At 67.4% G+C, this 25,714-nt stretch carries 19 protein-coding genes; 9 read left to right on the forward strand and 10 right to left on the reverse strand.

The window, feature by feature from the left end; genetic code table 11:
* Positions 1–85: 85 nt before the first annotated feature.
* The 4 genes from paoC to J2X58_RS13775 form a co-directional block, all read right to left on the reverse strand.
* Positions 86–2,284, reverse strand: a complete 2,199-nt coding sequence (gene paoC / locus J2X58_RS13760; protein WP_310048860.1) for an aldehyde oxidoreductase molybdenum-binding subunit PaoC — start codon at positions 2,282–2,284, stop codon at positions 86–88.
* Positions 2,281–3,237 carry a xanthine dehydrogenase family protein subunit M gene (locus tag J2X58_RS13765; protein WP_310048861.1) on the reverse strand — a complete coding sequence of 319 codons (957 nt, stop codon included), beginning with the start codon at positions 3,235–3,237 and terminating at the stop codon, positions 2,281–2,283. Before J2X58_RS13765 ends, paoC begins: the two co-directional genes overlap by 4 nt.
* Entirely contained in the window at positions 3,234–3,872 is a 639-nt protein-coding gene (gene paoA, locus J2X58_RS13770; RefSeq protein ID WP_310048863.1) for an aldehyde dehydrogenase iron-sulfur subunit PaoA, read from the reverse strand. The genes J2X58_RS13765 and paoA overlap by 4 nt, the downstream gene beginning before the upstream one ends.
* Before the next feature lie 172 nt (positions 3,873–4,044).
* Positions 4,045–4,899, reverse strand: coding sequence for an alpha/beta hydrolase (locus tag J2X58_RS13775; protein ID WP_310048864.1), 855 nt, complete (start codon positions 4,897–4,899; stop codon positions 4,045–4,047).
* A 144-nt stretch (positions 4,900–5,043) separates the two neighbouring features.
* Between J2X58_RS13775 and J2X58_RS13780 the strand changes: the two genes are divergently transcribed.
* Both J2X58_RS13780 and trxC read left to right on the forward strand, forming a co-directional pair.
* Positions 5,044–5,655, forward strand: a complete 612-nt coding sequence (locus J2X58_RS13780) for an ABATE domain-containing protein (RefSeq protein WP_310048866.1) — start codon at positions 5,044–5,046, stop codon at positions 5,653–5,655.
* Positions 5,656–5,726: 71 nt separating this feature from the next.
* A complete protein-coding gene (gene trxC / locus J2X58_RS13785) occupies positions 5,727–6,167 on the forward strand; it encodes a thioredoxin TrxC (protein WP_090058487.1) in 441 nt (146 codons plus the stop codon).
* Here the strand turns inward: trxC and J2X58_RS13790 are convergent.
* Positions 6,164–7,414 (reverse strand): ATP-binding protein, encoded by a 1,251-nt coding sequence (locus J2X58_RS13790; RefSeq protein WP_310048867.1) that lies wholly within the window; start codon positions 7,412–7,414, stop codon positions 6,164–6,166. The two genes, trxC and J2X58_RS13790, sit on opposite strands and share 4 nt — an antisense overlap.
* Positions 7,415–7,769: 355 nt before the next feature.
* Between J2X58_RS13790 and J2X58_RS13795 the strand changes: the two genes are divergently transcribed.
* Positions 7,770–8,744, forward strand: coding sequence for a GlxA family transcriptional regulator (locus J2X58_RS13795; protein ID WP_090058155.1), 975 nt, complete (start codon positions 7,770–7,772; stop codon positions 8,742–8,744).
* A 15-nt stretch (positions 8,745–8,759) separates the two neighbouring features.
* On the opposite strand, the gene J2X58_RS13800 is transcribed toward J2X58_RS13795, so the two are convergent.
* On the reverse strand, positions 8,760–10,019 hold the full coding sequence (locus J2X58_RS13800) for an ABC transporter permease (protein WP_310048868.1): 1,260 nt from the start codon (positions 10,017–10,019) through the stop codon (positions 8,760–8,762).
* Between the two features lie 10 nt (positions 10,020–10,029).
* Positions 10,030–11,346, reverse strand: coding sequence for an ABC transporter permease (locus J2X58_RS13805; protein WP_310048870.1), 1,317 nt, complete (start codon positions 11,344–11,346; stop codon positions 10,030–10,032).
* A gap of 263 nt (positions 11,347–11,609) precedes the next feature.
* Between J2X58_RS13805 and J2X58_RS13810 the strand changes: the two genes are divergently transcribed.
* Both J2X58_RS13810 and J2X58_RS13815 read left to right on the forward strand, forming a co-directional pair.
* Positions 11,610–12,050, forward strand: a complete 441-nt coding sequence (locus tag J2X58_RS13810) for a nuclear transport factor 2 family protein (RefSeq protein ID WP_310048872.1) — start codon at positions 11,610–11,612, stop codon at positions 12,048–12,050.
* A 90-nt stretch (positions 12,051–12,140) separates the two neighbouring features.
* Entirely contained in the window at positions 12,141–14,195 is a 2,055-nt protein-coding gene (locus J2X58_RS13815; protein WP_310048873.1) for an EAL domain-containing protein, read from the forward strand.
* Between the two features lie 351 nt (positions 14,196–14,546).
* Here J2X58_RS13815 and J2X58_RS13820 read toward each other — a convergent pair whose 3' ends face one another.
* A complete protein-coding gene (locus tag J2X58_RS13820) occupies positions 14,547–14,999 on the reverse strand; it encodes a cupin domain-containing protein (RefSeq protein ID WP_310048875.1) in 453 nt (150 codons plus the stop codon).
* 671 nt (positions 15,000–15,670) lie between these two features.
* Between J2X58_RS13820 and J2X58_RS13825 the strand changes: the two genes are divergently transcribed.
* The 4 genes from J2X58_RS13825 (at position 15,671) to J2X58_RS13840 (ending at position 24,233) form a co-directional block, all read left to right on the forward strand.
* Positions 15,671–18,856 carry a TonB-dependent receptor gene (locus J2X58_RS13825; protein ID WP_090058139.1) on the forward strand — a complete coding sequence of 1,062 codons (3,186 nt, stop codon included), beginning with the start codon at positions 15,671–15,673 and terminating at the stop codon, positions 18,854–18,856.
* Positions 18,857–18,918: 62 nt separating this feature from the next.
* Complete coding sequence (locus J2X58_RS13830; protein ID WP_310048878.1) at positions 18,919–21,300, forward strand: GH92 family glycosyl hydrolase; 2,382 nt, start codon at positions 18,919–18,921, stop codon at positions 21,298–21,300.
* A gap of 2 nt (positions 21,301–21,302) precedes the next feature.
* Positions 21,303–23,159 carry a sugar-binding domain-containing protein gene (locus J2X58_RS13835; RefSeq protein ID WP_310048880.1) on the forward strand — a complete coding sequence of 619 codons (1,857 nt, stop codon included), beginning with the start codon at positions 21,303–21,305 and terminating at the stop codon, positions 23,157–23,159.
* A 213-nt stretch (positions 23,160–23,372) separates the two neighbouring features.
* On the forward strand, positions 23,373–24,233 hold the full coding sequence (locus tag J2X58_RS13840; RefSeq protein ID WP_310048883.1) for an aldo/keto reductase: 861 nt from the start codon (positions 23,373–23,375) through the stop codon (positions 24,231–24,233).
* A gap of 41 nt (positions 24,234–24,274) precedes the next feature.
* Here the strand turns inward: J2X58_RS13840 and J2X58_RS13845 are convergent, their stop codons facing one another.
* The gene (locus J2X58_RS13845; protein WP_310048885.1) at positions 24,275–24,766 is read right to left on the reverse strand and encodes a hypothetical protein; all 492 of its coding nucleotides are present in this window, start codon (positions 24,764–24,766) and stop codon (positions 24,275–24,277) included.
* An 82-nt stretch (positions 24,767–24,848) separates the two neighbouring features.
* Positions 24,849–25,709 carry an NmrA family NAD(P)-binding protein gene (locus J2X58_RS13850; protein ID WP_310048886.1) on the reverse strand — a complete coding sequence of 287 codons (861 nt, stop codon included), beginning with the start codon at positions 25,707–25,709 and terminating at the stop codon, positions 24,849–24,851.
* Between the last annotated feature and the right edge of the window lie 5 nt (positions 25,710–25,714).

The raw sequence follows: 25,714 nt of genomic DNA on the forward strand, positions 1-25,714 counted from the left end.
CTTTTCGCGGAAAGCTACAGGCCCTGTGACTCTTCGCGAAAACATGTCGCGCGCAGGGCGCGCTCCTACCCGTCTCGGTGGATCGTCAGGCCAGCGGTGGCAGTTTGTCGATGATCTTGTCGAGCGTGACGGGGTAGTCGCGCACCCGCACTCCCGTCGCGTTGTAGACGGCATTCGCCACCGCCGCGCCGACGCCGCAGATACCCAGCTCGCCGACACCCTTGGCCTTCATCGGCGAGGACGCCGGATCCGTCTCGTCGAGGAACACGACGTCCTGATGCGGGATGTCCGCGTGCACCGGCACCTCGTAGCCCGCGAGGTCGTGATTGACGAAAAAGCCCAGCCGCTTGTCGACGACGAGTTCTTCCATCAACGCCGCGCCCGCGCCCATCGTCATGGCGCCGATCACCTGGCTCCGCGCGGTCTTGGGATTGAGGATGCGCCCCGCCGCGCACACGGCGAGCATGCGTTCGATCCGGATCTCGCCTGTCGCGGCGTCCACGCGTACCTCGACGAAGTGCGCGCCGAAGGTCGACTGCTGGAAACGCTTGGCGAGATCGCCGTATTCCATCGCGTCCTCGCCGACGAGTTCGCCGTCCGCCGCCGCCTTGGCAAGCGAAGTCCGCTTGCCGTCGGCCACCACCTCGCCGTTCTCGAACGACGCCTTCGACGGGTCGACGCCCACCTTCCGTGCGATCGCCTCGCGCAGCTTCATGCTCGCGGCATACACGCCCGCCGTCGAGCTGTTGCCGCCCCACTGCCCGCCCGAACCGGCCGACACCGGGAAGCTGGAATCACCGAGGCGCACGTCGACGCGGTCGACCGGCACGCCGAGCATCTCGGCAGCCGTCTGCGCGATGATCGTGTAGCTCCCGGTGCCGATGTCCGTCATGTCGGTCTCGACCGTGATCCGGCCGTTTCGCTCGAGCCTCACGCGTGCCGCCGATTTCTGGACGAGGTTGTTGCGGAAGGCGGCCGCCACCCCCATGCCCTTCAGCCAACGGCCGTCGCGTGCGCTGCCCGGCCGCGCGACGCGCTTGTCCCAGCCGAACCGCTGCGCGCCCGTGCGCAGACATTCGACGAACCGGCGCTGCGAGAACGGCCGTTCGGGGTGCTCGGGATCGACCTGCGTGTCGTTGAGGATGCGGAACTCGACCGGGTCGATGCCGAGCTTCTCCGCCATCTCGTCCATGGCGATTTCCAGCGCCAGCAACCCGGCCGCTTCACCCGGCGCGCGCATCGCGTTGCCTTCCGGAAGATCGAGCACGGCGAGGCGCGTCGCCGTCATGCGGTTCGCGCCGGCGTAGAGCAGGCGCGTCTGCTGCACGGCGGTCTCCGGGCCGCCACCGGGCAGGTCGCCCGACCAGCTCTCGTGCGCGATCGCGTCGATCTTCCCGTCCTTCGAGGCGCCGATGCGGATGCGCTGGATCGTCGCCGGACGATGCGTCGTGTTGTTCATGATCAAGGGACGCTGCAGGGCAACCGCGACGGGACGGCCCGCCGCGCGCGCGCCGAGCGCGGCCAGAACGGCGTCCGCACGGACGAACAGCTTGCCGCCGAATCCGCCACCGATGTACGGCGAAACGAGACGTACGTTGTCCTTCGGAATGCCCATCGTCTTGGCCACGTCGCCGCGGCTCCAGTCGACCATCTGGTTGGCCGTCCACAGGGTCAGCTTGTCGCCTTCCCATGCCGCGATGGTCGCGTGCGGCTCCATCATCGCGTGCGACTGGTTGGGCGTGGTGTACGTGGCGTCCAGCTTCACCGCCGAGGCGGCGAACGCCGAAGCGAAGTCGCCCTTGGCGCTGTCCGGATCGCCGTCCTTCGGTTTGATGGCCTTGTCCTTCTCCGACGCGAGATCGAACGCGCCGCCCGTCCGCGCATAGTCGACCTTGATCAGTTGTGCCGCCGCGCGTGCCTGCTCGAACGTCTCGGCGACGACGATCGCGACGGCCTGGTGATAGTGCTGGATGTCGGGACCACCGAGCAGCTTCGCCGTGTTGTAGTCGCCTTTCCCGAGCTTGCCGGCGTTCTGCGCCGTGACCACGGCGAGCACACCGGGCGCGCGCTGCGCCTTGCTCGTGTCGATGGAAACGATCTTTCCCTTCGCGATGGCGGAACCCACCACGTAACCATACGCGTGGTTCGGGGCGACGTCGTGGCGCTCGTAGGCGTAGCGCGCCGTGCCCGTGGTTTTCAGCGCACCCTCGACGCGGTCGATGGGACGGCCGACGACCTTGAGCTGATCGATGGGATTGGTGGTGGCGGGGGTATCGAACTTCATGCCTTCCGCTCCTTCGCTTCGGCAAGCGTCGCCGCGAGGGCGCGCTCCGTCAGGGTGACCTTGTAGGCGTTGTCATGCGTCGTCTGCGCGCCGGCGAGGAGCCTGGCCGAGGCGGCCTTCGCGCCCTTGGGCAGTTCGGCATCCGCCGCGTCGACCCGCCATGGCTTGTGCGCGATGCCACCGACGGCGACACGGCCCGTGCCGTCCGGCTGCGCGATCAGCGCGATCGACACCAGCGCGAACGCGTAGGACGAACGGTCGCGAACCTTGTGATACAGCTGCGTGCCGCCGACCGGCTTCGGCAGGGTGACCGCGGTGATGAGCTCACCGCGTTCGAGCACCGTCTCGATGTGCGGCGTGTTGCCGGGCAACGTATGGAAGTCCGCGATGGGAATACGACGCTTGCTCCCGTCGGGCTTCACCGTTTCGACCGCCGCGTCCAGGGCGCGCATCGCCACCGCCATGTCGCTGGGATGTGTCGCGATGCAGGCCTTGCTCACGCCGACGATCGCGTGCTGGCGGCTGGCGCCACCGATCGCGGCGCAGCCGCTGCCGGGAAGGCGTTTGTTGCACGGCTGGTTGGTGTCGTAGAAGTACGGACACCGGGTGCGCTGGAGCAGGTTGCCCGCCGTCGTCGCCTTGTTGCGCAACTGGCCCGACGCACCGGCGAGCAATGCGCGGGAAAGCAGCGGATAGTCGCGACGGATGCGCGCGTCGGCGGCGAGGTCGGTGTTGCGCACGAGCGCGCCGATGCGCACGCCGTCGCCGTCGGTCTCGATGGCGTCGAGCTTGAGGCCGTTGACGTCGATCAGGTACGTCGGCTCCTCGATGCCGAGCTTCATCAGGTCGAGCAGGTTGGTGCCACCGGCGATGAACTTCGCGCCGGGATGGCTGACCGCGCTCGCGGCGGCGGCCGCGGGTGTTTCCGCGCGCTCGTATCCGAAGGGCTTCATGCGGCACCTCCCGCGACATCGGCGATGGCGTCGTGGATGTTGGAGTACGCGCCGCACCGGCAGATGTTGCCGCTCATGCGCTCGCGCACCTCCATGCGGCTCAGTGCGGCCTTCTTGCCGAGGTCGGCGGTCACGTGGCTGGGGATATCGCGCTCGATTTCGTCGAGGACGGCCACGGCCGAGCAGATCTGGCCAGGCGTGCAGTAGCCGCACTGGTAGCCGTCATGCTTCACGAACGCCGCCTGCATCGGGTGCATCTTCTCCGGCGTGCCCAGGCCTTCGATCGTCGTGATCTTCGAATCCTGGTGCATCACCGCGAGGGTGAGGCAGCTATTGATGCGTCGCCCGTCGACGATGACGGTACAGGCGCCGCACTGGCCGTGGTCGCAGCCCTTCTTCGTGCCGGTGAGGTGCATGTGCTCGCGCAACGCGTCGAGCAACGTGGTGCGCGTGTCGAGGTCGAGCGCCTGCGGCTTCCCGTTGACCTCCATCGCCACCTTCGCCATCACGGGGGGCCGCGCGGCCTCGGTCGCCGGCGCGGCGACGATGCGCGGGATCGCGAGGGCGCTCATCGAGACGGCGCCCAGCTTGAGCACGTCGCGACGCGTGAATTTCCAGTCGTTCGATAAGTCCATCGTGGAGACCTCGGCACTGTTGGGTTCGGCCTGGACAGGCGGGGCTGGTCTTGCCCGACGAGAGTAGGCCATGCCATGTGTGCAGAGGTCGCCACGATGCCGAAGAAATCATGTCGATTTCTTCATCTGCCGGCGTTATTTACGCCACGTGATAGCGGCAGCGATGGGCGCCTCAGCGGCCGAACTGATCGATGATCGCCTCCGCGATCTCCGCCGCGTGGGTCTCCAGCGCGAAGTGCCCCGTATCGAGCAACCGCACGACGGCGTCGGGCATGTCGCGCTTGTAGGCTTCGGCGCCCGCCGGGAGGAAGAACGGGTCGTGCTCGCCCCAGATCGCCAGGAACGGGGGTTTGTGCTCGCGGAAATACGCCTGGAACGTCGGATAGAGGGCGACGTTGGTGCGGTAGTCGCCGAAGAGGTCGAGCTGGATTTCGTCGGCTCCCGGGCGCGCAAGGTAATGGTTGTCCAGGGCGATCCCGTCCGGGGACACGAGCGATTCGTCCGCGACGCCGTGCACGTACTGCCAGCGCGTCGTCTCCGGCTTGAGCATGTCGCGGAGCACGCTCCGGTTCTCGGGCGTCGGATCCTGCCAGTAGGCCTGGATCGGGTTCCACGCGTCGCTGAGTCCTTCGAGGTACGCGTTGCCATTCTGCGACACGATGCCGGTGATCCGTTCGGGATGGCGACTGGCGATGCGGAATCCCGTGGGCGCGCCGTAGTCGAACACGTAGAGCGCGAAGCGATCGAACCCCACGGTGGTGGTGAAGCGGTCGATGACATCGGCGAGGTTGTCGAACGTATAGGCGAACGTGTCGCGCGATGGCATGTCCGACTGGCCGAAGCCGGGAAGATCGGGCGCGACGATGTGAAAGCGCTCGGCCAGGAGGGGGATGAGGTCGCGGAACATGTGACCCGAGCTCGGGTAACCATGCAGCAGGAGGAGCTTCGGGGCGCCGGGGCGACCGGCCTCGCGATAGAAGATGTTGAATCCGTCGACGTCGGCGGTGCAGTAATGGATGGCGGCCATGGGAGATTCCTCGGGATGGGGGTCACGGAGCGACCGCCACCCGTAACCGGACAGCGGTTGTTTTTCAGGTTATGAGTGCCTACGTAACTTGTCAACATGCGTTTTGAAGGTTACTGTTCGCCCGTACTCCCGGATGCCTTGCCCATGTCCCGCTCCGCTCCCGCCCTGTTCGTCGCCGACGCGCCAGGGCTCGATTTCCTCAATTCCGTCGCCACGCCCGTAGACGCTCCCGTCGACTGGATCGCGGACGGCGACGGGCTCGTCGACTGGCTTGCCCAGGCGGGATGGGTGCCGGCCGGGGTGCTCGCGGACTTGCGGGAGCGGGCGATGCCAGGCGAGCTCGATCGGCTCGCCGACCAGGCGCGCAGCCTTCGCGACTGGTTCGCCGCGTTCGTGCGGGCCCACATGGGGCGCCCGCTGGCGCCGGAGGTCCTGAGCGATCTCGAGCCACTGAACCGGTTACTGTCGCGCGACGATGGGTTCATCCAGGTCACCGCCGGCGAGGGCGGGCTCGCATTCGTCCGCCGCCGCCGCTGGTCGTCGCCCGCGTCGTTGCTCCTGCCGATCGGCGAGGCGATGGCGCGTCTGGTAACGGGCGAGGACTTCTCGCACGTGAAGGCCTGCGAAGGGCCGTCGTGCACGCTGCTGTTCGCCGATCACACCCGCGGCCGCGCGCGGCGCTGGTGCAGCATGGCGTCCTGCGGCAACCGGGCGAAACAGGCCGCGCATCGCGAGCGGGTCAAGGCAAGGGGCTGAGGCCACAGCGGTCTTGTCCAAGGCGCCGGGCGAACCGATATCGCAACATGGAACCCACCGCCGAGGCCGCCATGTCCCCCGCTCCCATCGTCTTCGCCTGTCCCCATTGCGCCTCGATGAACCGCGTCGCCGCCGAACGGCTGGGCGAAGGTCCAAAGTGCGGCCGCTGCCACCAGCCGTTGTTCACCGGTCACCCGGTCGCGCTGAAGACCGATGTCTTCGATGCCTATGCGACGCGCGGCGAGCTGCCGCTGGTGGTGGACTTCTGGGCGACCTGGTGCGGCCCCTGCGTGGCCATGGCCCCGCAGTTCGAGGCCGCGGCAAGGCAGCTCGAGCCGCGCGTACGCCTGGCCAAGGTCGATTCGGACGCGGAGCCCGCGTTGTCGGCGCGCTTCGGGATCCGCAGCATCCCCACGATGATCCTCTTCGCGGGCGGGCGCGAAGTCGCGCGCCAGTCGGGCGCCGTCTCCACCTCGCAGATCGTCGGATGGGTCAGGGCCAACCTCCCCTAGGCCGGCGTGCCGCGCGTGTGCGCCGGAACCTCCATCACGAAGCGGCAGCCCCAGCCTTCCTGGCGTTCCGCGAGGCGGAGCATGCCGCCATGCGCCTGCACGATCGTCTGCGAAATGGGCAGGCCCATGCCCATGCCGTCCGGCTTGGTGGTGTGAAAGCGCTGGAAGAGCAGCGCCTCGTCGCACGTGGGGACGCCCGGTCCCGTGTCCTCCATCCACAGTTCGACCCAGCCGCCCGCCGTGAGTCGCGTGGTGACGCGCAGGCGCCGCACGGCGCTCAGCGCGCTCGTCATCGCCTGGATGGCGTTGAGCGCGAGGTTGATGAACACCTGCTGCAACTGGACGGCGTCCCCCAGCACCATCGGGGACGTTGGGTCGAGCCGGGTTTCGACCTGCACGTCGCGACGAAGGAACTCGTGGTGAAGGAAGCGACAGCCGTCCTGCACCAGCGCGTTGAGCGCGATGGGGCGCATCAGGGGCTCGGCCCGGCGCGCCATGCGGCGGATCCGCCCGACGACGTCGGCGGCCCGCGCCGTCTGTTCCGCCGTCGACCGCGCGAGCGCACGAAGTTCGTCGAGATCGGGCTCGTCCAGCTCGAGCCATCGAAGCATCGCTTCGCTGGTGAGCGCGATCGTGGACAGCGGCTGGCTCACTTCGTGCGCGATCGACGTGGTGAGCTGGCCTAGCACGGTCACGCGCGCGGCATGGGCGAGTTCGGCCTGGACGCGCGCCAGCTCGCGCTCGGCGACGAGACGCGCGCCGACGTCGACGAGGACGGAGATGGTCGAGTACGGACGGGATGCCACCGCGCCATAGGCCGACGAGACGAGGCAGTCGATGGTCGTTCCGTCGACACGCAGCATCCGTGTCTCGGCTTCGTGCGTCGGCTTGCCATCGAACCGCGCCTCGATGAACTGGCGGTACACGTGCGGCGACGGCGACCAGTAACCGATGAGCGGGATGCAGGCATCGGCAACCGTGGGAGCCCGCATCAGCGTCAGGAAGTGCTCGTTCGTCGCCACGACGCGGGTTCGCTCCAGCGCCGCCAGGACGAACGCCGGGTGCGCGTCGATGTAGGACCGGATGTCGACGACCCCGTCCTTCCTGAGTTCGTCCAGCATCGCGTGGAGCTCCGTGCAATCGAGCTCCACGATCGCCGCGGGTGTGGCATCGAACAGCTCGCGGAAGCGTTGCGCCTCCAGCGCATCCGCGCAACCGTCGCCCGACGGGCGCGCATTCGTCGTCATCGTTCTCCATCCCGTGCATCGGTTCGTGCGGGCGGCGTGCCGTCGAGCGACGGCACCGGTCGGACGGCGCCTTCCACGCGCCCGCGATCTGGATCGTGCCGTGTCCCGGTCCGGCGGTTCTTGCACACTGGCGTCGGATTGGCGATTTCAAGCACGTCGTGCGGCGCCAATGTGACGAAGGTCCGCTCTGCGCTTTACGGGACCATTCGGCGGTAAGCTGGTCAGGCTATACGACCTCTTCACGGACCGACGGTCATAGAGGCCGCGAATCCGGACATTTCCCGCCGCCGCAAGCTGGAATGGCCGCCATCACGGCCGCACCTCTCCCGCTCCCACCACGATCAGAGCCTGTTCCATGCGTCGCGTCGGACTCCTCGTCTACCCCGATTTCCAGATCATGTGCTTCGCCGCGCTGTCGGTGTTCGAGGTGGCGAACAAGGAAGCGGGCGCCCGCCTGTACGACATCGAGTTGCTCTCCGAGTCGCCCGGCACCGTGCGCTCGTCGATGGGACAGGCGATCTCGTGCGCGCCGCTGCGCGCGGACGCGCTGGATACCCTGATGATCGGCGTGGGCATGGAGATTCCGGAGACGTCGCCCACGGTCAGCGCGTTCCTCGTCGACGCCGCCCGCACCACGCGCCGCCTGGCCTCGATCTGTCTCGGCAGCTTCGTGCTGGGGGACGCCGGGCTGCTCGACGGCCGCAAGGCGACGACGCACTGGAATTTCGGCGACGAGATGCGCCGCCGGTATCCGGCGTGCCAGGTGGAGCTCGACCGCATCTACGTCAAGGACGGCCCGATCTGGTCGTCCGCCGGCATGTCGGCTGGCACGGATCTCGCCCTCGGGCTGGTCGAGGAGGATCACGGCCGCGATCTCGCGCGCCACATCGCGCGCGGGATGGTGATGCATCACCGCCGCGGCGGTGGCCAGTCGCAGCATTCGACGCTGCTCGATCTCGACGCCCGCAGCGACCGGGTGCAGACGGTGCTGGCCTACGCGCGGCGCAACCTGCGCCGGCCGCTGTCGCTGCCGGAGCTCGCCGGCGTCGCGAATCTGAGTCCCCGCCAGTTCACCCGTCTGTTCCGCGGCGAAACGGGACACACGCCCGCCCGCGCGATCGCGATGCTGCGCCTGGAACAGGCCCGCGCGATGCTCGAACAGGGAAGCCTCGCGGTCGAGACCGTCGCCCGCGACAGCGGCTTCGGCGATACCGAGCGCATGCGCCGCGCGTTCATCCGCCTGGTCGGCGAGACGCCCTTGCGCCTGCGCCGGCGCGCGAAGGAGCAGGACGACGCGCCCGCCACGAAGGAGCGTGAATCCCGGCGGTGACGAGCGACGGCATCGTCAGCTCGCGCGCGTCGCCGCCACCGGTGGCACGTTCGAGGCACGGCGCGCCGGCGCGAGCACCGCGGCCTGGCCCAGGACGAGCACCGCGACGATGCCCACCGCGATCCACGCCAGCGGCAGGCGCGCCATGTCGAACTCGCGCATCAGGCAGAAGTTCACGCCGACCGCCAGCACGGTGCCAAGCGCCGCGCCGCCGCTCGCGATGGCAAGGTTCTCCATCTGGAAGTAGAGGAGGATGTCGACCTTGCGTGCGCCGAGCGCGCGTCGCACGCCGATCTGCCGGTGCCGCTGCCCGACCCAGAAGCTGGTGAGCCCGACGATGCCGGCGGCCGTGACGCCGATGAGGATCAGGCACACGGCCCCCATGAGGATCGCCATGCTGAGGTCGGCCTGGTAGGCCTCGCCGCGAATCGCCGCGAAGCTCTTCAGGCCATTGTCCTCATCCAGGATGCGCATCGGGTTCGTCCGGTAGAGCACGCCCGGCGTCGCCTTCATCGCGGCGTCGAGCCTTCCGGGCTTCGCGCGCACGACGTATCGGGCGAAAAGGTTGTCCAGCCGCGCGGGAATCACGACGGTCGCCCAGGGCATCTTCCTCACCACGGCGGGGGACTGGAGACGGTCGAGCACCCCGACGATCGTCGACGGCTTCGTCGCGCCGTCGATATACAGCGGCTTGCGGAGGGCGCTCTCGCCGGGAAACAGTTTCTGCGCGAGCTGCTTCGAGATCACCGTCACACCGGACGGCGCCGAATCCTTCGGACCGATGTGCGCGACCTCGTCGGCGCGGAAGAAGCGCCCCTCGGCGAGCTTCGCGCCGAGGACGGCGAGCGCCTGTTCGTCCATGTAGTAATAAGAGACCAGCGCCGTGCCGTTACTCGACCCGTCGTACTCGCCGTGGCCGGGATTCACGCTCACCGCGCCCGTCCATGAGCTGTTGTACAGCGGCAGCGAGTTTGCCGGCGTGACGGCCGCGACGTCCGGCATGTTGCGCAGCGCGGCGAGGTCCTCGCGCTGGAGGGCATCCAGCTTCTCGACGCTGGCCGGGTCCTCAACGTTGTCCACGCCCACCCATTGCTGGCTGACGACGAACACGTCGCGTTCGTCCATGCCGCTCGGCCGGCCGATGATCTGCACGCGCTGACCGATGATGAAGGTCGCGTTGCACACGATCGCCAGCGTGAGTGCGATCTGCAGGGCAATCAGCACCACGCCCGCCTTGTGCCGACGGAGCGCCGCGAAGATGGGATGCAGCCTCATGGACGACTCCTCAGTTCGACTTCAGTTGCCACGCCGGCTGCACTTGCGATGCGCGTAGCGTGGGATAGAGGGCGGCGAGGATCGTCGAGGCGACAGCCACCGCGAGGGTCAGCAGGAGCAGCGGCATGTCCAGCCGCGCCAGCGCGGCGATGTGCCGGGGCAGCAGCCATCCCATGGCGAGCACGCCCAGGCCCGTCAGGACGAGGCCGAGCACGCCGCCGGCCAGGCCGACGATCCCCGCTTCGGTGAGGAACTGGGCATAGATCGCCCTTCGCGGCGCGCCGAGCGCGCGACGGATGCCGATCTCCCCGCTGCGGCGGAGGAACTTCGCAAGCAACAGCCCGACGGTGTTCACGAGGCAGACGACCAGCAGCCCGATGGCGACGATCAGGGAGATCTTCGTGTCGCGCGGCGCGACTTCCTCGGACACGAGAAAGGTGGGGATGTCGCTCAGGCGTACGTTCGGCGGCCAGTTGAAGCGGCCGGCTCGCTGCTGTTCGCCGGCGTAGTCGTGGAGGTAACGGCGGAACGATGCGACCGCGGCCGCGTCGTCGAGCTGGAGCATATAGGGCACCCACACGCAGGAAGACTTCTTCAGGCCCTCGAAGCCCGTGTCCTTCGGCACGACATAGCAGCTGTTGCTGCCGTCGCGCGTCACCGCCGCGTCGATGGCACGGTCGAAGGGAATGAAGATGTCGTCCCGGTCCGTCGAGAATCCGTTGCTGTTGTAGATGTCGTAGTAGCGCGGCTGCGGATTCCAGTCGCCCAGAACGCCCACGACGCGATAATCCTTGCCGGCGATCCGTATCGTCCTGCCGACGCTGTCCTCGCCGGCGAAGAGCTTTCGGTTCAGTCGTTCGCTGATGACGGCGACCGCGGCACGGCGGCGGTCGTCGTCGGCTGTCCATCCCGCGCCATGCGCGAACGGCGCCTCGACCATGGGGAAGAACTCGCTCGACACGGCGTGGCCGGTGACGTTGACCGGATGCTCGCCGGCGCGGGTCGGCAGGATCGCCGGCGCGATCATGTACAGCGGCGATTGCAGCTTCGCGCGATGATCGCGCATCAGCGCCATGGCGTCGGTATAAGTCAGCGCCTGTTGCAGGTCGGGGACTTCGCGACCCTTGCGTGGGCCCCACGCGTCGATCTGCGGTACGAACAGCCGTGACGACTTCCACGGAATGGGATCGCCCGATACGGCACGGAAGACGGAATACGTCGTCATCGACGCCGCCACGCCGAAACCGATGGCGAACACCATCAGCACGGTAAGGCCCCGGCTGCGCTTCAGGCTGCGCACGGCCAGTTCCAGGTAATAGCCGAACATGCAACGTTCCCTTCGATCGGTGAATCCGCCTGCCACCCGCACACCCCGCGGGATCCTCCGCGTCGCGCGGCCGAAGCATGGCTCTGCACGCAGCGTGCCAACGCGATCGCGGCCCGGCATGGCGGTCGGCCGGCGCCATGTCGACTGTCCGCGGACAAACCTGTCCGGACAGGGCCCCTTGCACGGACACCCGATGACTTCCGGCCGATACCCCGGATCGCGGCGACGTTCTACTGTCCTGCGAACCCAGGGGAGATCACGCCATGTCGTCGCACCTTCGTCCGCTCGTCCTCGCACTGCCCATGTTCCTTCTCGCTCCCGCCGCGTTGGCCGCCGCGCCGAGCGCGGAGGAAGCGGCCCGCCGTTATTTCCAGGCGGAGAACACGTTCGATCAGAAGGCGCTAGCCGATGTGCTGCATTCTCGCTTCGTGGAAGTCAGCCCCCTGGGCGAGGTCGACGCGCACGATGCCGTGCTGTCGTTCTACGCGCCCGAGAAGAAGGCCCCGGCGCCCGTCGTGAAGGTCGGCGACATCGCCACGCAGAGCGACGGTACGACCGCGGCGATGACGACCCGGGTCAGCTTCGACGCGTCGGGCCGGACGATGCAGCTCACCGTTGGGCTGGTCGCCGTGCAGGGGAAGGACGGTTGGCGGCTGCTTTCCGCCCAGTACACGCCGTACCGGCCGAAGCCGCCCAGCCACTGACGAGCGGCCGCCACCTCAAGAATTTGACGAATCTGCCGAAATCCTCAGAACGACCGCTTCCGCCGGTCGGCAGGTCCTGGCAGGTTCACCATGCTCGCAAGCAGCTACAGCGGCATCCTCGTCGTGTTCTCGTTGATCGTGGCCGTCCTGGCGTCCTACACGGCGCTGAACATGGCCGGCCGCGTCGCCAGCACCCGTGGGCGCGCATCTGCGCTCTGGCTCGTGGGCGGCTCCGTCGCCATGGGCTTCGGCATCTGGTCCATGCACTTCGTCGGGATGCTGGCCTTCCGCCTGCCGATCCAGGTGGGCTACGACCTGGGCCTGACCGTCCTGTCGCTCGTGATCGCCATCGTCTCCTCGGCCTTCGCGTTGTGGCTGGTGTGCCTGGAGGCGCTGCCGCGCCGCCGCCTCGCGGGGGGTGCCCTGCTGCTGGGCGCCGGCATCGCCGCCATGCACTACACGGGCATGGCGGCGATGAAGATGGAGCCCGGGGTGATCTACGACCCCTGGCTCTTCGCCGCGTCGATCGTGATCGCCGTGATCGCCTCCGGTGCCGCGTTGTGGATCGCGTTCCGCCTTCGCCGCGACGGCGAGCGTGTCGCGTTCGCCCGCCTCGGCGCGTCGCTCGTGATGGGCTGCGCCATCGTCGGCATGCACTACACCGGCATGGCGGCCTCGCAGTTCCCGCTGGGCAGCTGGTGCGGCGCGGCCAACACCGGCATCGATCCCAAGTGGTTGGCCGTGGTGGTGATCCTCGTCAGCCTGGCGGTCTTCGCGATCGCGCTCGTGGTATCGCTTCTCGACGTCCGTGCCGACGCGCTTGCCACGTCGCTCGATCGCGCCAACAGCGAGCTCGTGCAACTTGCCCTCCACGACAACCTGACCCGCCTGCCGAATCGTGTCCTGCTGGGCGACCGCATGGACCAGGCCATCCAGAAGGCTTCGAGGGAACGGACCCCGCTCGCCGTGCTGTTCATAGACCTCGACGGATTCAAGGCGGTGAACGACGTCTACGGCCACCACATCGGCGACCTGCTGCTGAAACAGGTATCCGCGCGCATCCTCGCCACCCAGACCGACGAGGGCACGGTCGCACGCCTGGGCGGCGACGAGTTCGTCATGGTGCTGGACGTCGCGCGTCCCGAGGACGCCGCGCTTCACGCGCAGCGCCTGGTGGACTCGCTCATGGCGTCATACGACATCGACGGCAACACGGTGCACGTCTCCGCCAGCGTCGGCATCGCGATCTATCCGGAGAACGGCCGCACGACGCACGAACTGATGGTCAACGCGGACGCGGCGATGTACCACGCGAAGGAGCAAGGCCGGAACGGCTACTGCTTCTTCGAAAGCGCGATGAACGCCAACGTGCACCAGCAGCTCCAGCTGCAGCAGGACCTGCGCCGGGCCGTCGATCGCGGCGAGTTCCTGCTGCATTACCAGCCGAAGCTCGTCTCGCCTAAGGGTCCGATGGTCGGCGTCGAGGCCTTGCTGCGCTGGCAGAAGCCCGGTGTCGGCCTGATGCCGCCCGACGCCTTCCTCTCGGTGGCCGAGCGCACGGGGCTGATCGTCCCCATCGGCAACTGGGTGATCGACGAAGCCTGCCGCCAGATGCGCGAATGGCAGGCCGAAGGCCACGCGGACTGGACGGTATCGGTGAACCTTTCCACGGTGCAGCTCACCCACGCGGGTCTCGTCGACGTGCTGAAGGAGACCCTCGACCGACATGACCTGGATCCACGCCACCTCGTGCTCGAGGTCACCGAATCCACGGCCATGCGCGACGCGGAGGCGAGCCTCGCCATCCTCAACCAGGTCGCCGCCCTCGGCGTTGGCATTTCCATCGACGACTTCGGCACGGGCTATTCGAGCCTGCTCTACCTCAAGCAGCTTCCCGCCGACGAACTGAAGATCGACCGTGGCTTCATCACCGAACTCACGCACGGCAACGACGACGAAGCGATCGTCGCCGCGATCATCGGACTGGGAAAGACGCTCGGCCTGAAGATCGTCGCCGAAGGCGTCGAAACGATCGAGCAGCAGGAGCTGCTCACGCGCCTGGGCTGCAACGCCCTGCAAGGCTACCTCCTCGGCAGCCCCGTCCCCGCGCACCAGCTCGTGCGGAGCGCCGCGGCAATGGCCTGATCCCACGCCCGCTCCACTGTGCTGTGCTGTGGGAGCGGACCCGGCCGCGACAGCCTCTCGACCCGGTCCCCAACCTGGCGCGCCAGCTTCACCACGGACGCGAAGAGCTGTCGCGGCCAGGGCCGCTCCTACGACGCGCTGTGGGAGCGGACCCGGCCGCGACGGCTTCTCGACCCGGTCCCCAACTTCGCGCCCAGCTTCACCACTGACGCGAAGAGCTGTCGCGGCCAGGGCCGCTCCTACGACGCGCTGTGGGAGCGGACCCGGCCGCGACGGCTTCTCGACCCGGTCCCCAACCTGGCGCGCCAGCTTCACCACTGACGCGAAGCGCTGCCGCGGCCAGGGCCGCTCCTACGGCGGTGTGGCGAACTCGGGGTTGTCTTCGGCGAGCGGCACCGAGAGCGGTGTGTCCTTCGTGCCCGCGTACATGACGACGAGCACGACCTCCTCGTCGTCGGTCACGCCTCGGTGCACGACGCCTACCGATTCGGGCAAGGCCTCTCCCGCCCGGATCACCTTCTTCCTGCCCGTGGCCTTCTCCTCCACGGTCAGGTGGCCCGAGATCACATAGGCCGCGTTCGGCACCACATGCGTGTGCCAGGGCAACGCGGAGTGAGCCGGAATGACGATCCTCAGCACGGTCAGCTCGGGCCGGCCCTTCGGATACGCGGTGTACGGCGCACCCGTCCAGCTGCTATCGCTCTTCAGCACCGTCTCCGCTTTCGGCTTCGCGTCGGCCGCCACCGCCAGGGACGGAAGCCATGTGGCGAACATGGCGGCGAGGATCATCGTGACCGACTTCATGAGCAACCTTCGTTTTTCGCGCGCGAGGACGACGGAACCTACCCCGCCGCCGCCTCGACCTCTTGATCGAAAGCCCTGATCGATGCGCGTTTTGTGACGGCCATCGCGCAAAGTTCCACGCCGCTGATCGATCGGCCCGGAAAGTTTTTGCAGCGCAGCGTGACAGCCTGCGACTTCGAGGTCTTAATTCGCACCGGGGACTTAGATCGATCCAAGTCAAAGTGAATCAGGTCACGTCGCGGAAGCGGCGGATCTGCGAGATTTAAATCGGGGTGAGCCAGAGCCGTCAGGGCAGGCGCGTGGAGCGTCGGCCGAAGGCTGCCTGCTTTCCGCCGGATTCGCGAGGGGTATGGGAAGCGGGACATGCAGACACATCGTGCCGACCATTTCATGAAACGAGCCACGGGTGCCCGAGCGATGCCGGCGCCGACGAAGGCCGTTGCCCGCCACCTCGACGATGCCCTCCCGCGCGAGGAGCGCGACCACCCGACATTCCGTTGAAAGCACCGTGCCGATGGAAACGGGGTCCGTCGGCACCCGTCATTTTGGATCGATCCAATTGAAGTCAGGAGGGTTTGTGGAGCCATAGAACGGGCATCTGCAGCTGTGATGTAGCGGGGGACCAACGCGCCGGAAACACCAGGGCGCTTCTTCGAGGGAAATAAAAAGAAATGACGTACCAACACATGCTCAAGCGCAAGCCGCTGTCTGCCGCGCTCGCCGCGGCTACCCTGTCGCTTGTCGGTTACATGGGAGTGCCCGCGTCCGCGTTCGCGCAGACCGCCGCGCCCGCCACTGCCGCCGCCGTCGCACCCGCGCAGGCCCAGGCGCCCGCCGGTGCCGCCACGCCGCAGGACGAGAAGGACAAGGAGGCCGACAAGAAGAAGGTCGGTCCGACGAACCTCGACACCGTCGTGGTCACCAGCTATCGCCAGTCGGTCGAACAGAGCGTCATCGAGAAGCGTGACGCGAACTCCATCGTCGAAGTGATCAACGCGCAGAACATCGCGCAGTTCCCGGCGAAGAACATCGCGGACGCGCTGGCGCACGTCCCGGGCGTGGTCATCAGCCGCGAATCCGGCGAAGGCAAGACCGTCAGCATCCGCGGCCTCGCGCCGGAACTCACGTACACCCAGTTGAACGGCAACTACGTCGCCTCGGCCGACACCTCGGCCGGCCTGACGCGTTCGTTCAACTACACGCTGTTCCCCGCCAACATGTTCTCGGACATCAAGCTCTACAAGAGCCTCGAGGCGCGTCTGGACGAGGGCGGCATCGGCGGCAACGTCGACCTGCGCACGCGTCGTCCGCTCGAGATGGGCGTCAACGAAGGCTTCGTGACCGGCACGGCCGCGAGCTCCGATACCAGCGCCAAGACGGAACCGCAGGGCTCCGCCCTGTGGTCGTGGAAGAACAAGGACGAGACGTTCGGCGTCCTCGTCGCCGGCGCGTACCAGAAGCGCCAGGCCACCACGTACTCCGCGGACGCGACCAGCTGGCACTGGTGGTCGGACGATTGCCGTGACCACACGACCTGTACTCAGCCGCCGGTGAACGTGCACGGCAAGCCGTATGGCGCCGCGGTCGACAACAACATCGACCTCTGGGGCAACGGCGTCGTCGACCAGGCCGGCAACATCTCGAACGGCTTCTGGATGCCGCAGCAGTTCGCCACCAGCCGCAACGACCTGAACCTCAAGACCAAGGGTGCTCAGGCGACGATGCAGTTCAAGCCGAGCGACCACCTGCTGTTGACCGGTAACTACTTCCGCTTCGAACGCACCCAGAAGCAGATCACCAACACGCTCGAGATTCCCGAGTGGGGCCTGCCGAACAACACGAACTTCGCCGACCAGAACGGCCGCCTGCTCGCTCCGAACGGCCTGACGTTCGACAAGTCCGGCACCATCGTCACCGGCGCGAACTACGTGCTGCCGCCGGCCGGCGTGGGCTGTAATTCGACGGTGAACCCGGTCACGGGTGCCACCCGCCAGGCCGTCGACGTCTGCAACACGGAAATTCCGTGGCTCAACGGCAACTACTCGATCGAGAAGGCCAAGTCGCAGACCGTCAACATCGAAGGCGAATGGGACACCGGCGGCGCCCTGAGCGGCAGCTTCAACGTCGGCCGCACCTGGGCCAGCGGTGGTCCGTCGGTCGAGCTGGGCATGGCCGCCAAGCCGCGTAACTTCGTCAACGGCGCGTGGGTGAACGGCAGCAACGGCGCCTCGTGGGACCTCAGCGGCAAGCCGGGCATCAGCGCCGCACCGGACGTGCTGCAGAACATGCTCGCCGGCGCGGGCCAGGTCGACCTCGGTTCGACCGGTTCGAACATGGTGAACACCACGAACTCGCAGAACTTCGCGCAGGCCGACTTCACCTGGTCGCTCGACTCCAGCTGGCTGCAGTCGATCCAGTTCGGCGGCAAGTACACCGACGCCAACGCCGAGCAGCAGAGCAACGAAGTGCGCTGGTACTGCAAGGGCACCACGCTGCAGTTCCAGACCTGCGATCCAAACGCCGGCCAGTTGCCCCCGGGCTTCCTGCTGCCGAACTACCTCGACGGCGTGAACCACGCGTACGGCGACGACATCTTCCCGGCGATCAACTTCCCGGCCTACTACAACCACCTCAACTCGACCTACGACCGCGTCATCTACAACAAGCCGCAGAACAAGTCGTCGATCGGCGAGAAGGTGGCCGCGGCTTACGTGCAGGCCAACTTCGACACCGGCACCATCCGCGGTAACGTCGGCGTGCGCTTCGTCACCACGAAGCAGGACCTCACGGTCGCAAACCAGGTCACCACCAACAACGCGACGTACTACCACGACGCCGGCGGCAACATCCTGATCTGCCCGGCTTCGGGCGTGAACGCGGGTGGCGGTCCTTGCGCTCCGGGCGACTTCCAGTACCTGCCGCGCGAAATCGCGGTGGTGGAAGGCTTCACCAACTCGACGACGAACAAGCGCTACAACAAGTTCCTGCCGAGCTTCAACATCGCCTGGACCATCGCCGACGACTTCGTGCTGCGTGCGGCCGGTTCGCAGGCCCTCGCCCGCGCGAACTACACCGATCTCGCGCAGCTGGGTCAGCTGACCAACAACACGCAGGAGTACTACAACGACCGCAAGCAGTTCGGCGCCCCGCTGCCGGGCTGGTACGGCTCGGGTGCCAACGCCGACCTGAAGCCGTTCACGGCCACGCAGTTCGACCTGGCCGGTGAGTGGTACTACGCGACGCACGGCGTGGTCGGTATCGACCTGTTCCAGAAGAAGGTGAAGAACTTCGTCGTCCCGGTCACCGTCAACAACATCGATGTCGATGTCGGCGGTACCCCGACGAACTTCCGCCAGTACAGCACGAACGCCAACGGCCGCTCCGGCACGTCGAAGGGCATCGAGGTGTACGCGCAGCACACCTGGGACAACGGCTTCGGCTACATCGCCAACTACACGCTAAACCACACCAACGAAACCGCGGTCGCACTCGGCGACACGCAGGTGGGCAAGGCGGAGCTGATCGGTAGCGCGAAGTACGCCGCGAACGTGTCGCTGTTCTACGAAAAGAACGGCCTGCTGCTCCGCGCCAGCGACAACTGGACGGGCCGCCGCATGAACGGCCTCGCGGCCGGTCTGCCGATCTACTCGCAGCCGTACCACCAGATCGACCTCAACGGCGACTATGAATTCAACAAGCACTTCATGGTCACGGCGTCGATCATCAACTTCAACAAGGGCACGCCGCACACCTACCTGGGTGGCGATACCCGCGCCCGTCTGGTGAACCTGCTGTACCCGGGACGCCAGTACTACGTGGGCGTGACCTACAAGTTCGGTGGTGAAAGCGACAAGTGACAAAACGAGCGGGGCCGGGCGATGAGCCCGGCCCCGCTTCCTTTTTGAGCGAAGGAAACCCGATGACACCATTCGCGCGTCTTCCCCACCGCGCGCCGCTCGCCTTGGCACTGGCGATCATTGCGCTGGGCACCATCGATACCGGGCACGCGGCCGCCAGCAAGGCCGCCCCGGCCTCCACCGCCAACGTGGACCTCGCCAACCCGCTCGTCGGCACCGCGCCGCTGGACCGCCAGGACCTCATCGGCAACGCGCCACCCGAGGGCGAGCCGCTCTACACCGGCATGACGACACCCGGCGCCAGCCTGCCGGAGAGCGCGACCGAAGCCGCGCCCGTCAACATCAACGCCGATCTCGGCTTCGCGACCGGCGTGCCGGTCGCCTACGATTACCGTCGACCCGCGATGATCGGTTTCACCGGCGGCGGTTCGACCTACGGTGCGCGCGGCGCGCCCATGGTCATGCCCGTGGTCGGCGACTGGACGGTGCCACCCGATTACATGACGTCGACGTACGACAAGGCGACCGAGAAGGCGTCGCCGGGTTACTACGCCGTCGATCTCGCGACGTTCCACACGAAGGTGGAGCTGACCGCGACGCAGTGGACCAGCCTGATGCGGTTCACCTTCCCCGAGAGCCATCGCTCGCACGTCGTGCTCAACCTGCGTCGCTCGGGCGGCGACATCGAAGTGGTCGGCGATCGCATCATCCGTGGCACGGCGACGGCAGGCCGTCGCGACCGCGATTCGGATGGTCCGTACTTCGTGGCCGAGTTCTCGCGTCCCTTCCGGCAGTTCGGCACGTTCACCGCCGACGTGACCAACAAGGGCGAAGGCCTCGGCCGCACCGACGTGCAGACCGATCGCCGCGCGGCGTCCGGCGGCTATGCCGGCGCCTATGTGACCTTCGATACGAAAGCGGGCGACCAGGTGGTCGTGCGGATCGCGCACGGGCATAGCGCGGCGGAAGCCGAACAGCGGCTGCGCGCGCAGGACAGCGATGCCGACTTCGACCGCGTGCATGCGAAAGCCCGTGCACGCTGGGCCGAGCTGTTCGATCGCGTGCAGGTGAGCGGCGGCACGCCGAAGCAACGCATGCTCTTCTATTCCACGCTCTATCACTCGTTCGCCAGCCCGCGCATGATCGCGCGCAAGGGCGAGGGCTACATCGACGCCGACGGGAAGGATCGCATCGCCGACTACGACCATTACGGCCCCGTGCCGTTCTGGGATACGGGGCGCAACCAGATCGCCCTGCTCATGCTGCTGCAGCCCACGGTGGTGCAGGACATCATGCGCTCCGAGCTCGACCGCGCGCGCGAGCGTGGCTACATGAACACCTCGTTCCACGGCGACCACGCCGTGTTCCTCTACAACGGCGCGTGGACTCGCGGCATCGACTTCGACTATGCCGCGGCCTACGAGTACCTGCGCAAGAACGCCACCGATCCCAAGGGGCCGCGTGGCTATCTCGCCGAGTACGACAAGAACGGCTGGATCTCCGATATCGTGCCGCCGAACAACCCGAGCCCGCCGTACGCGGGCGGCAAGGCGGGCGCGGCCACCACGCTCGAATACGCGTGGGACGACCACGCGCTCGCCGACTTCGCCCGACGCCTCGGCAAGAACGACGACGCCGAGATGTTCGATCGCCGCGCGGGGAACTGGCGCAACGTGTTCGATCCGTCGGTCGGCTTCGTTCGCGGCCGCACGGAAGACGGCAAATGGATCTCGCCGTTCGATCCGGGCGAGCCGTACTACAACTTCATGATGAAGGAGGCCTCGGGCTGGTCCACGCTCTGGCTGGTGCCTCACGACGTGCAGGGCCTCATGAACGCGCTAGGCGGGCGCGACGCCTTCAACGCGAAGCTCGATCGGTTCTTCACCACGCCGTACACCGCCAAGGGCATCTGCCGCGATTGCACCGGCCTGATCGGCCAGTTCGTGCAGGGCAACCAGCCCGACCAGCAGGCGCCGTACCTCTACGCGTGGAGCGGCCAGCCGTGGAAGACCGCGGCGCTGACGCGCCGCGTGCTCGCGGACATGTATGGCAGCGACGCGACCGGCTACGGCTATCCGGGCATGGACGACCAGGGTTCCACCTCGTCGTGGTACGTGCTCTCCGCGATGGGCTTCTACCCGGTGGATCCCGCCACGCCCGACTACATCATCGGCAGCCCGATCTTCGATCACGTGCGCCTGCGCCTCGGCAACGGCAAGGTGTTCGAGATCGTCGCGCGCAACAACTCCGCGAAGAACATGTACGTCCAGTCCGCGACGCTCAATGGCAAGCCGTGGACGAAACCGTGGTTCAGCCACGCCGACATCGTGAACGGCGCGACGCTGGAACTGACGATGGGCCCCACGCCAGGCAAGACCTGGGGCACCGACCCGAACGACGCGCCGCCCTCCATGTCGGCCGCCGGCAACGTGAAGAAGGACTGAGGATGACGAGCAAGATCAAGGCAAGTGGCCTCGGCGCGTGCATCGCGCTCGCGCTGGGCTTCGCACCCATGGCCATGGCGGACCAGGCGGCGACGTCGTGGAGCGGCAAGACACCGCCCCTGGCGACGCCGTGGACGGCGGAGGTTTCTCCCACCAACGCGCTGCCCGAGTACCCGCGCCCGCAGCTCGCGCGTCCGTCGCTCGAGTCACCGCGCTGGATGAGCCTGAACGGCCTGTGGGAGTTCGCGGCCACGACCGGCGCGACGAAGCCGGCCTTCGGCCAGACGCTCAAGGACAAGGTGCTCGTACCCTACCCGATCGAGTCGGTGCTGTCGGGTGTGCAGAAGCATTCCGACGACATGGTCTACCGCCGCCTCGTCGACGTGCCAGCGGACTTTACCGCGAAGGGCCAGCACGTGCGCCTGAACTTCGGCGCCGTCGCGCAGGACGCCACGGTGTACGTCAACGGCAAGGAGGTCGCGCGTCACACCGGCGGCTACACCTCGTTCGGCGCTGACATCACGAGCGCGCTGCGTCCCGGCGGTCAGCAGGAAATCGTGGTCGCGGTGAATGCGCCGGTCGACGGCGCGGACGTCATGGTCGGCAAGCAGCGCCTGAAGCCGGAAGGCATCTTCTACACGGCCGCCTCGGGCATCTGGCAATCGGTGTGGATCGAGCCGGTGCCGGCCGTCAGCCTCGCGAAGCTGCGCTTCACCCCGGCGAAGACGCTCGACGCGTTCACTGTCGATGCGACCGTGCAGGGCGCCGGCAAGGATGCGCCGCTGCACGTCACCGCGTATGCCGACGGCAAGGCCGTGGGCGAGGCGACCGGCCCCGCCGGCAAGCCGCTGCGCATCGCGATCGCGAACCCGCGCACGTGGAGCCCGGACGATCCGTTCCTCTACACGTTCAAGGCCACGCTCGGCCAGGGCGAGCAGCGCGACGAAGTCACCAGCTACGCCGGCCTGCGCACCATCGCCATCGAGAAGGTGGACGGGCGTAACCGCATCGTCCTCAACGGCAAGCCCACGTTCCTGCTCGCCACGCTCGACCAGGGCTACTGGCCGGACGGCCTGCACACCGCCCCGACCGACGCCGCGCTGAAGTTCGACGTGCAGAAAACGAAGGACTTCGGCTTCAACACGATCCGCAAGCACATCAAGGTGGAACCGGCACGCTGGTACTACTGGACCGATCGCATCGGCCTGATGGTGTGGCAGGACATGCCCTCGCTGCCGAACGGCCACAACGAGAAGCTCTCCGAGGCCGCGAAGGCCGGCTTCCGCAAGGACGTGACCAGCATCGTCGAGCAGCTCAAGGGCGAGACGTCGATCATCGGCTGGATCCCATTCAACGAAGGCTGGGGTCAGTGGAGCATCGGCGCCGCGGGCGAACTGGCGGCGCAGATCAAGAAGCTGGATCCCACCCGCATCGTCAACGCGCGCAGCGGCTACAACTGCTGCGACACGAAGGGCGACGTGCACGCCGGCGACATCATCGACGTCCACGACTACCAGGGCCCGGGCCTGCCGGAGCCGGATGCCACCCGCGCTTCCATGGATGGCGAGCACGGCGGTCTCACGCTCAACGTCGACGGCCATCTGTGGCCGAACACCGCCATCAATCCCTACGGCGCGGTGAAGGACGTCGCGGCCCTCAACGACGGCTACGTCGCCAACACCGCGGTGCTCCGCGACAAAGGTCCCGGCGTCGGCATGTCCGGCTCGGTGTACACGCAGATCACCGACGTGGAAGGCGAGCACAACGGCCTCTACACGTACGACCGCAAGGTCGAGAAGGTGGACGAGAAGCGCGTGAAGGCGATCAACGAAGCCACGATCAAGGCGTTCGCGAGGTAACCGCACCGCGTTTGTAGGAGCGGCCCTGGCCGCGACAGCTCTTCGCGTCAGGGCAGCAGGACCTGATGCTCCTCGCGAAAAGCTGTCGCGGCCAGGTCCGCTCCTACATTCGAGGCAAAACGACGCAAATACACGTCTTTTCGTCACGCGCGCCAGCCGGGATCGAACGTACGATAACGAGCGTTCTTACCCAAACACGGCTGGAGACACGACATGACACAGGCAAACGCCTCTGCGAGTGGCACGTTCCGGATCGGCGGCGATCTCGAGGTCAACCGCCTCGGCTTCGGCGCCATGCGCATCACCGGCAAGGGCATCTGGGGCAACCCGGAAGATCCCGCGAAAGCGAAGGCGGTGCTCGAGGCCCTGCCGGAGACCGGCATCAACTTCATCGATACCGCGGACAGCTACGGTCCGTACGTCAGCGAAGACCTGATCCGCGAAGTGCTGCACCCGTACAAGGGCCTGGTCATCGCCACCAAGGGCGGCCTGACCCGCCACGGTCCGGACCAGTGGGCGCCGGTGGGCCGTCCCGAGTACCTGCGCCAGTGCGTGCTGATGAGCCTGCGCCGTCTCGGCGTCGAGCGCATCGACCTGTGGCAGCTCCACCGCGTCGACGAGAAGGTTCCGGCCGACGAACAGTTCGACGTCATCAAGCAGATGCAGAAGGAAGGCCTCATCCGCCACGCCGGCCTGTCCGAGGTGTCGGTCGAACAGATCGAAGCCGCGCAGAAGTACTTCAAGGTCGTCACCGTCCAGAACCTCTACAACCTCGGCAATCGCCAGAGCGAGTCGGTCCTGGATTACTGCGAGGCACATGATATCGGCTTCATCCCCTGGTTCCCGCTCGCCGCGGGCGAGCTCGCCAGGGAGGGATCGGTGCTCTCCACGATCGCGAAGCAGCACGGCGCCAGCAACGGCCAGGTCGCACTCGCGTGGCTGCTGCAGCGCTCGAAGGTGATGCTGCCCATTCCGGGTACCGGCGATGCCGAGCATCTCCGCGAGAACGTGAAGGGCGCGAGCCTGCACCTTTCGAAGGAAGACTACGAAGCGCTCGAGCACGCGGTTCGTTGAAGAATCGCCCCGCCCCGCGCATCGCGGGGCGGGGCGCGGTATCAGCGAACCCGGGTGAAGTAATTCGCCCGCATCGCGCTATCCCTCTCGGTACCGGGATAGACCACGGTCTCGACGAGGTTCCTGCCATCCGGCGTGACCGCGTAGGTGCGCGTGGACACAAGCACGCCGTCCTTCTGCAGCGCCATGACGAGGACGTTCGGCGTGGGCTTCCGCAGCGCCACGTGATCGGCCTCGGGACTGTTCTCGATCACGACGTACGTGCCGTCGAGCGGCGTGGTCGAGGTGGAGTGGACCTCCTGTCCCGGTGCGTAGACGATGTCGACCTGCGTCGTGAGTCTGTCGACGCCCGCCTCGGCGAATCGGAACGTCACGCTCTTAGGGCGCTGATCGGGCGGCATGGGTAATCGCGACGTATCGAGCGACCAGGTGCCGATGAGCGGTGCGGGTGCCGGATGCGTGTCCGCGCCCAGGGCGTAGGGCGCCGGCACGGCGAGGCATGCCACGACGAAGGCTGTGCGAAGAGGCTTCATGTCCGATCCTGTCCGGGGAGGGGGAGGCGCAGCGTCACCGAGTATGGACGGCCCGGTCCGCGTCCGCACCTCCCCTCGCCGGTCAGGCGGACCGCCCGACCAAGCCGGCGATCACCTCGTCGATCCGGGTCGTGCCCTTCAGCGCCGTCGCACCGAAGTCGATCCATCCTTCGTTGAAGCCGTCGATCATGCGCATGCGCGGTTCGGGATTCGTCATGCCTTCCGCGACGAACCGCGCCTGCCACGTATCCCGCGGCACCACGCTCGCCTTCACCGGTTTGCCCAGCGAGCGGGACAGGGCATCCGCAAGGTCGTTCGGGCTGACGCGCTCCGGGCCTTCCAGTTCGACGACACGCACGCCCTTGCCCGGCTCCATCAGCAGCTTCGCGGCGAGACCGCCGATGTCCTTCGTCGCGACCATCGCGATCTTCCGGTCGAGAGGCGCGAGGTAGCTGTCGATGCTGCCGCGCTCGCGGGCGGACGCGAGGTCCCACTGCACGTTTTCGATGAACCAGCCGGCGCGCAGGAAGGTGACCGGCATCGGAAGCGTGGCGAGCACCCGCTCCATCCGCCCCAGCCGGGAGAGCAGGTTCGCCTCGGCCGCGTCCGCGCCGATGGTCGACAGCGCCACCACCCGATCGGGGCGCGCGGCGAGAAGAGCCTCGTGGATCGACGCGATGACGGGATCGGGCGCGGTCAGGAAGTCCGGCGCCGGGTCGAATTCGGGCGGCAGGAGGATGAACACGGCTTCGGCGCCAGCGAAGGCGCGGGCGAGCGACGCCGCGTCGTCGATGGCCGCCGTGGCGACCTCGGCGCCTCGCGCGGCGAGCGCCTGCGCGCGACCGCTGTCGCGCACGACGGCCCGGACGGGCTTGCCGGCTGCAAAGAGCGCGTCGGCCAGCGCGCCGCCGACCCGACCGGTGATACCTGTGATGGCGTACATGGGGT

Origin of the sequence: Luteibacter sp. 3190, assembly GCF_031456385.1 — a bacterium.
Lineage (GTDB): Bacteria > Pseudomonadota > Gammaproteobacteria > Xanthomonadales > Rhodanobacteraceae > Luteibacter.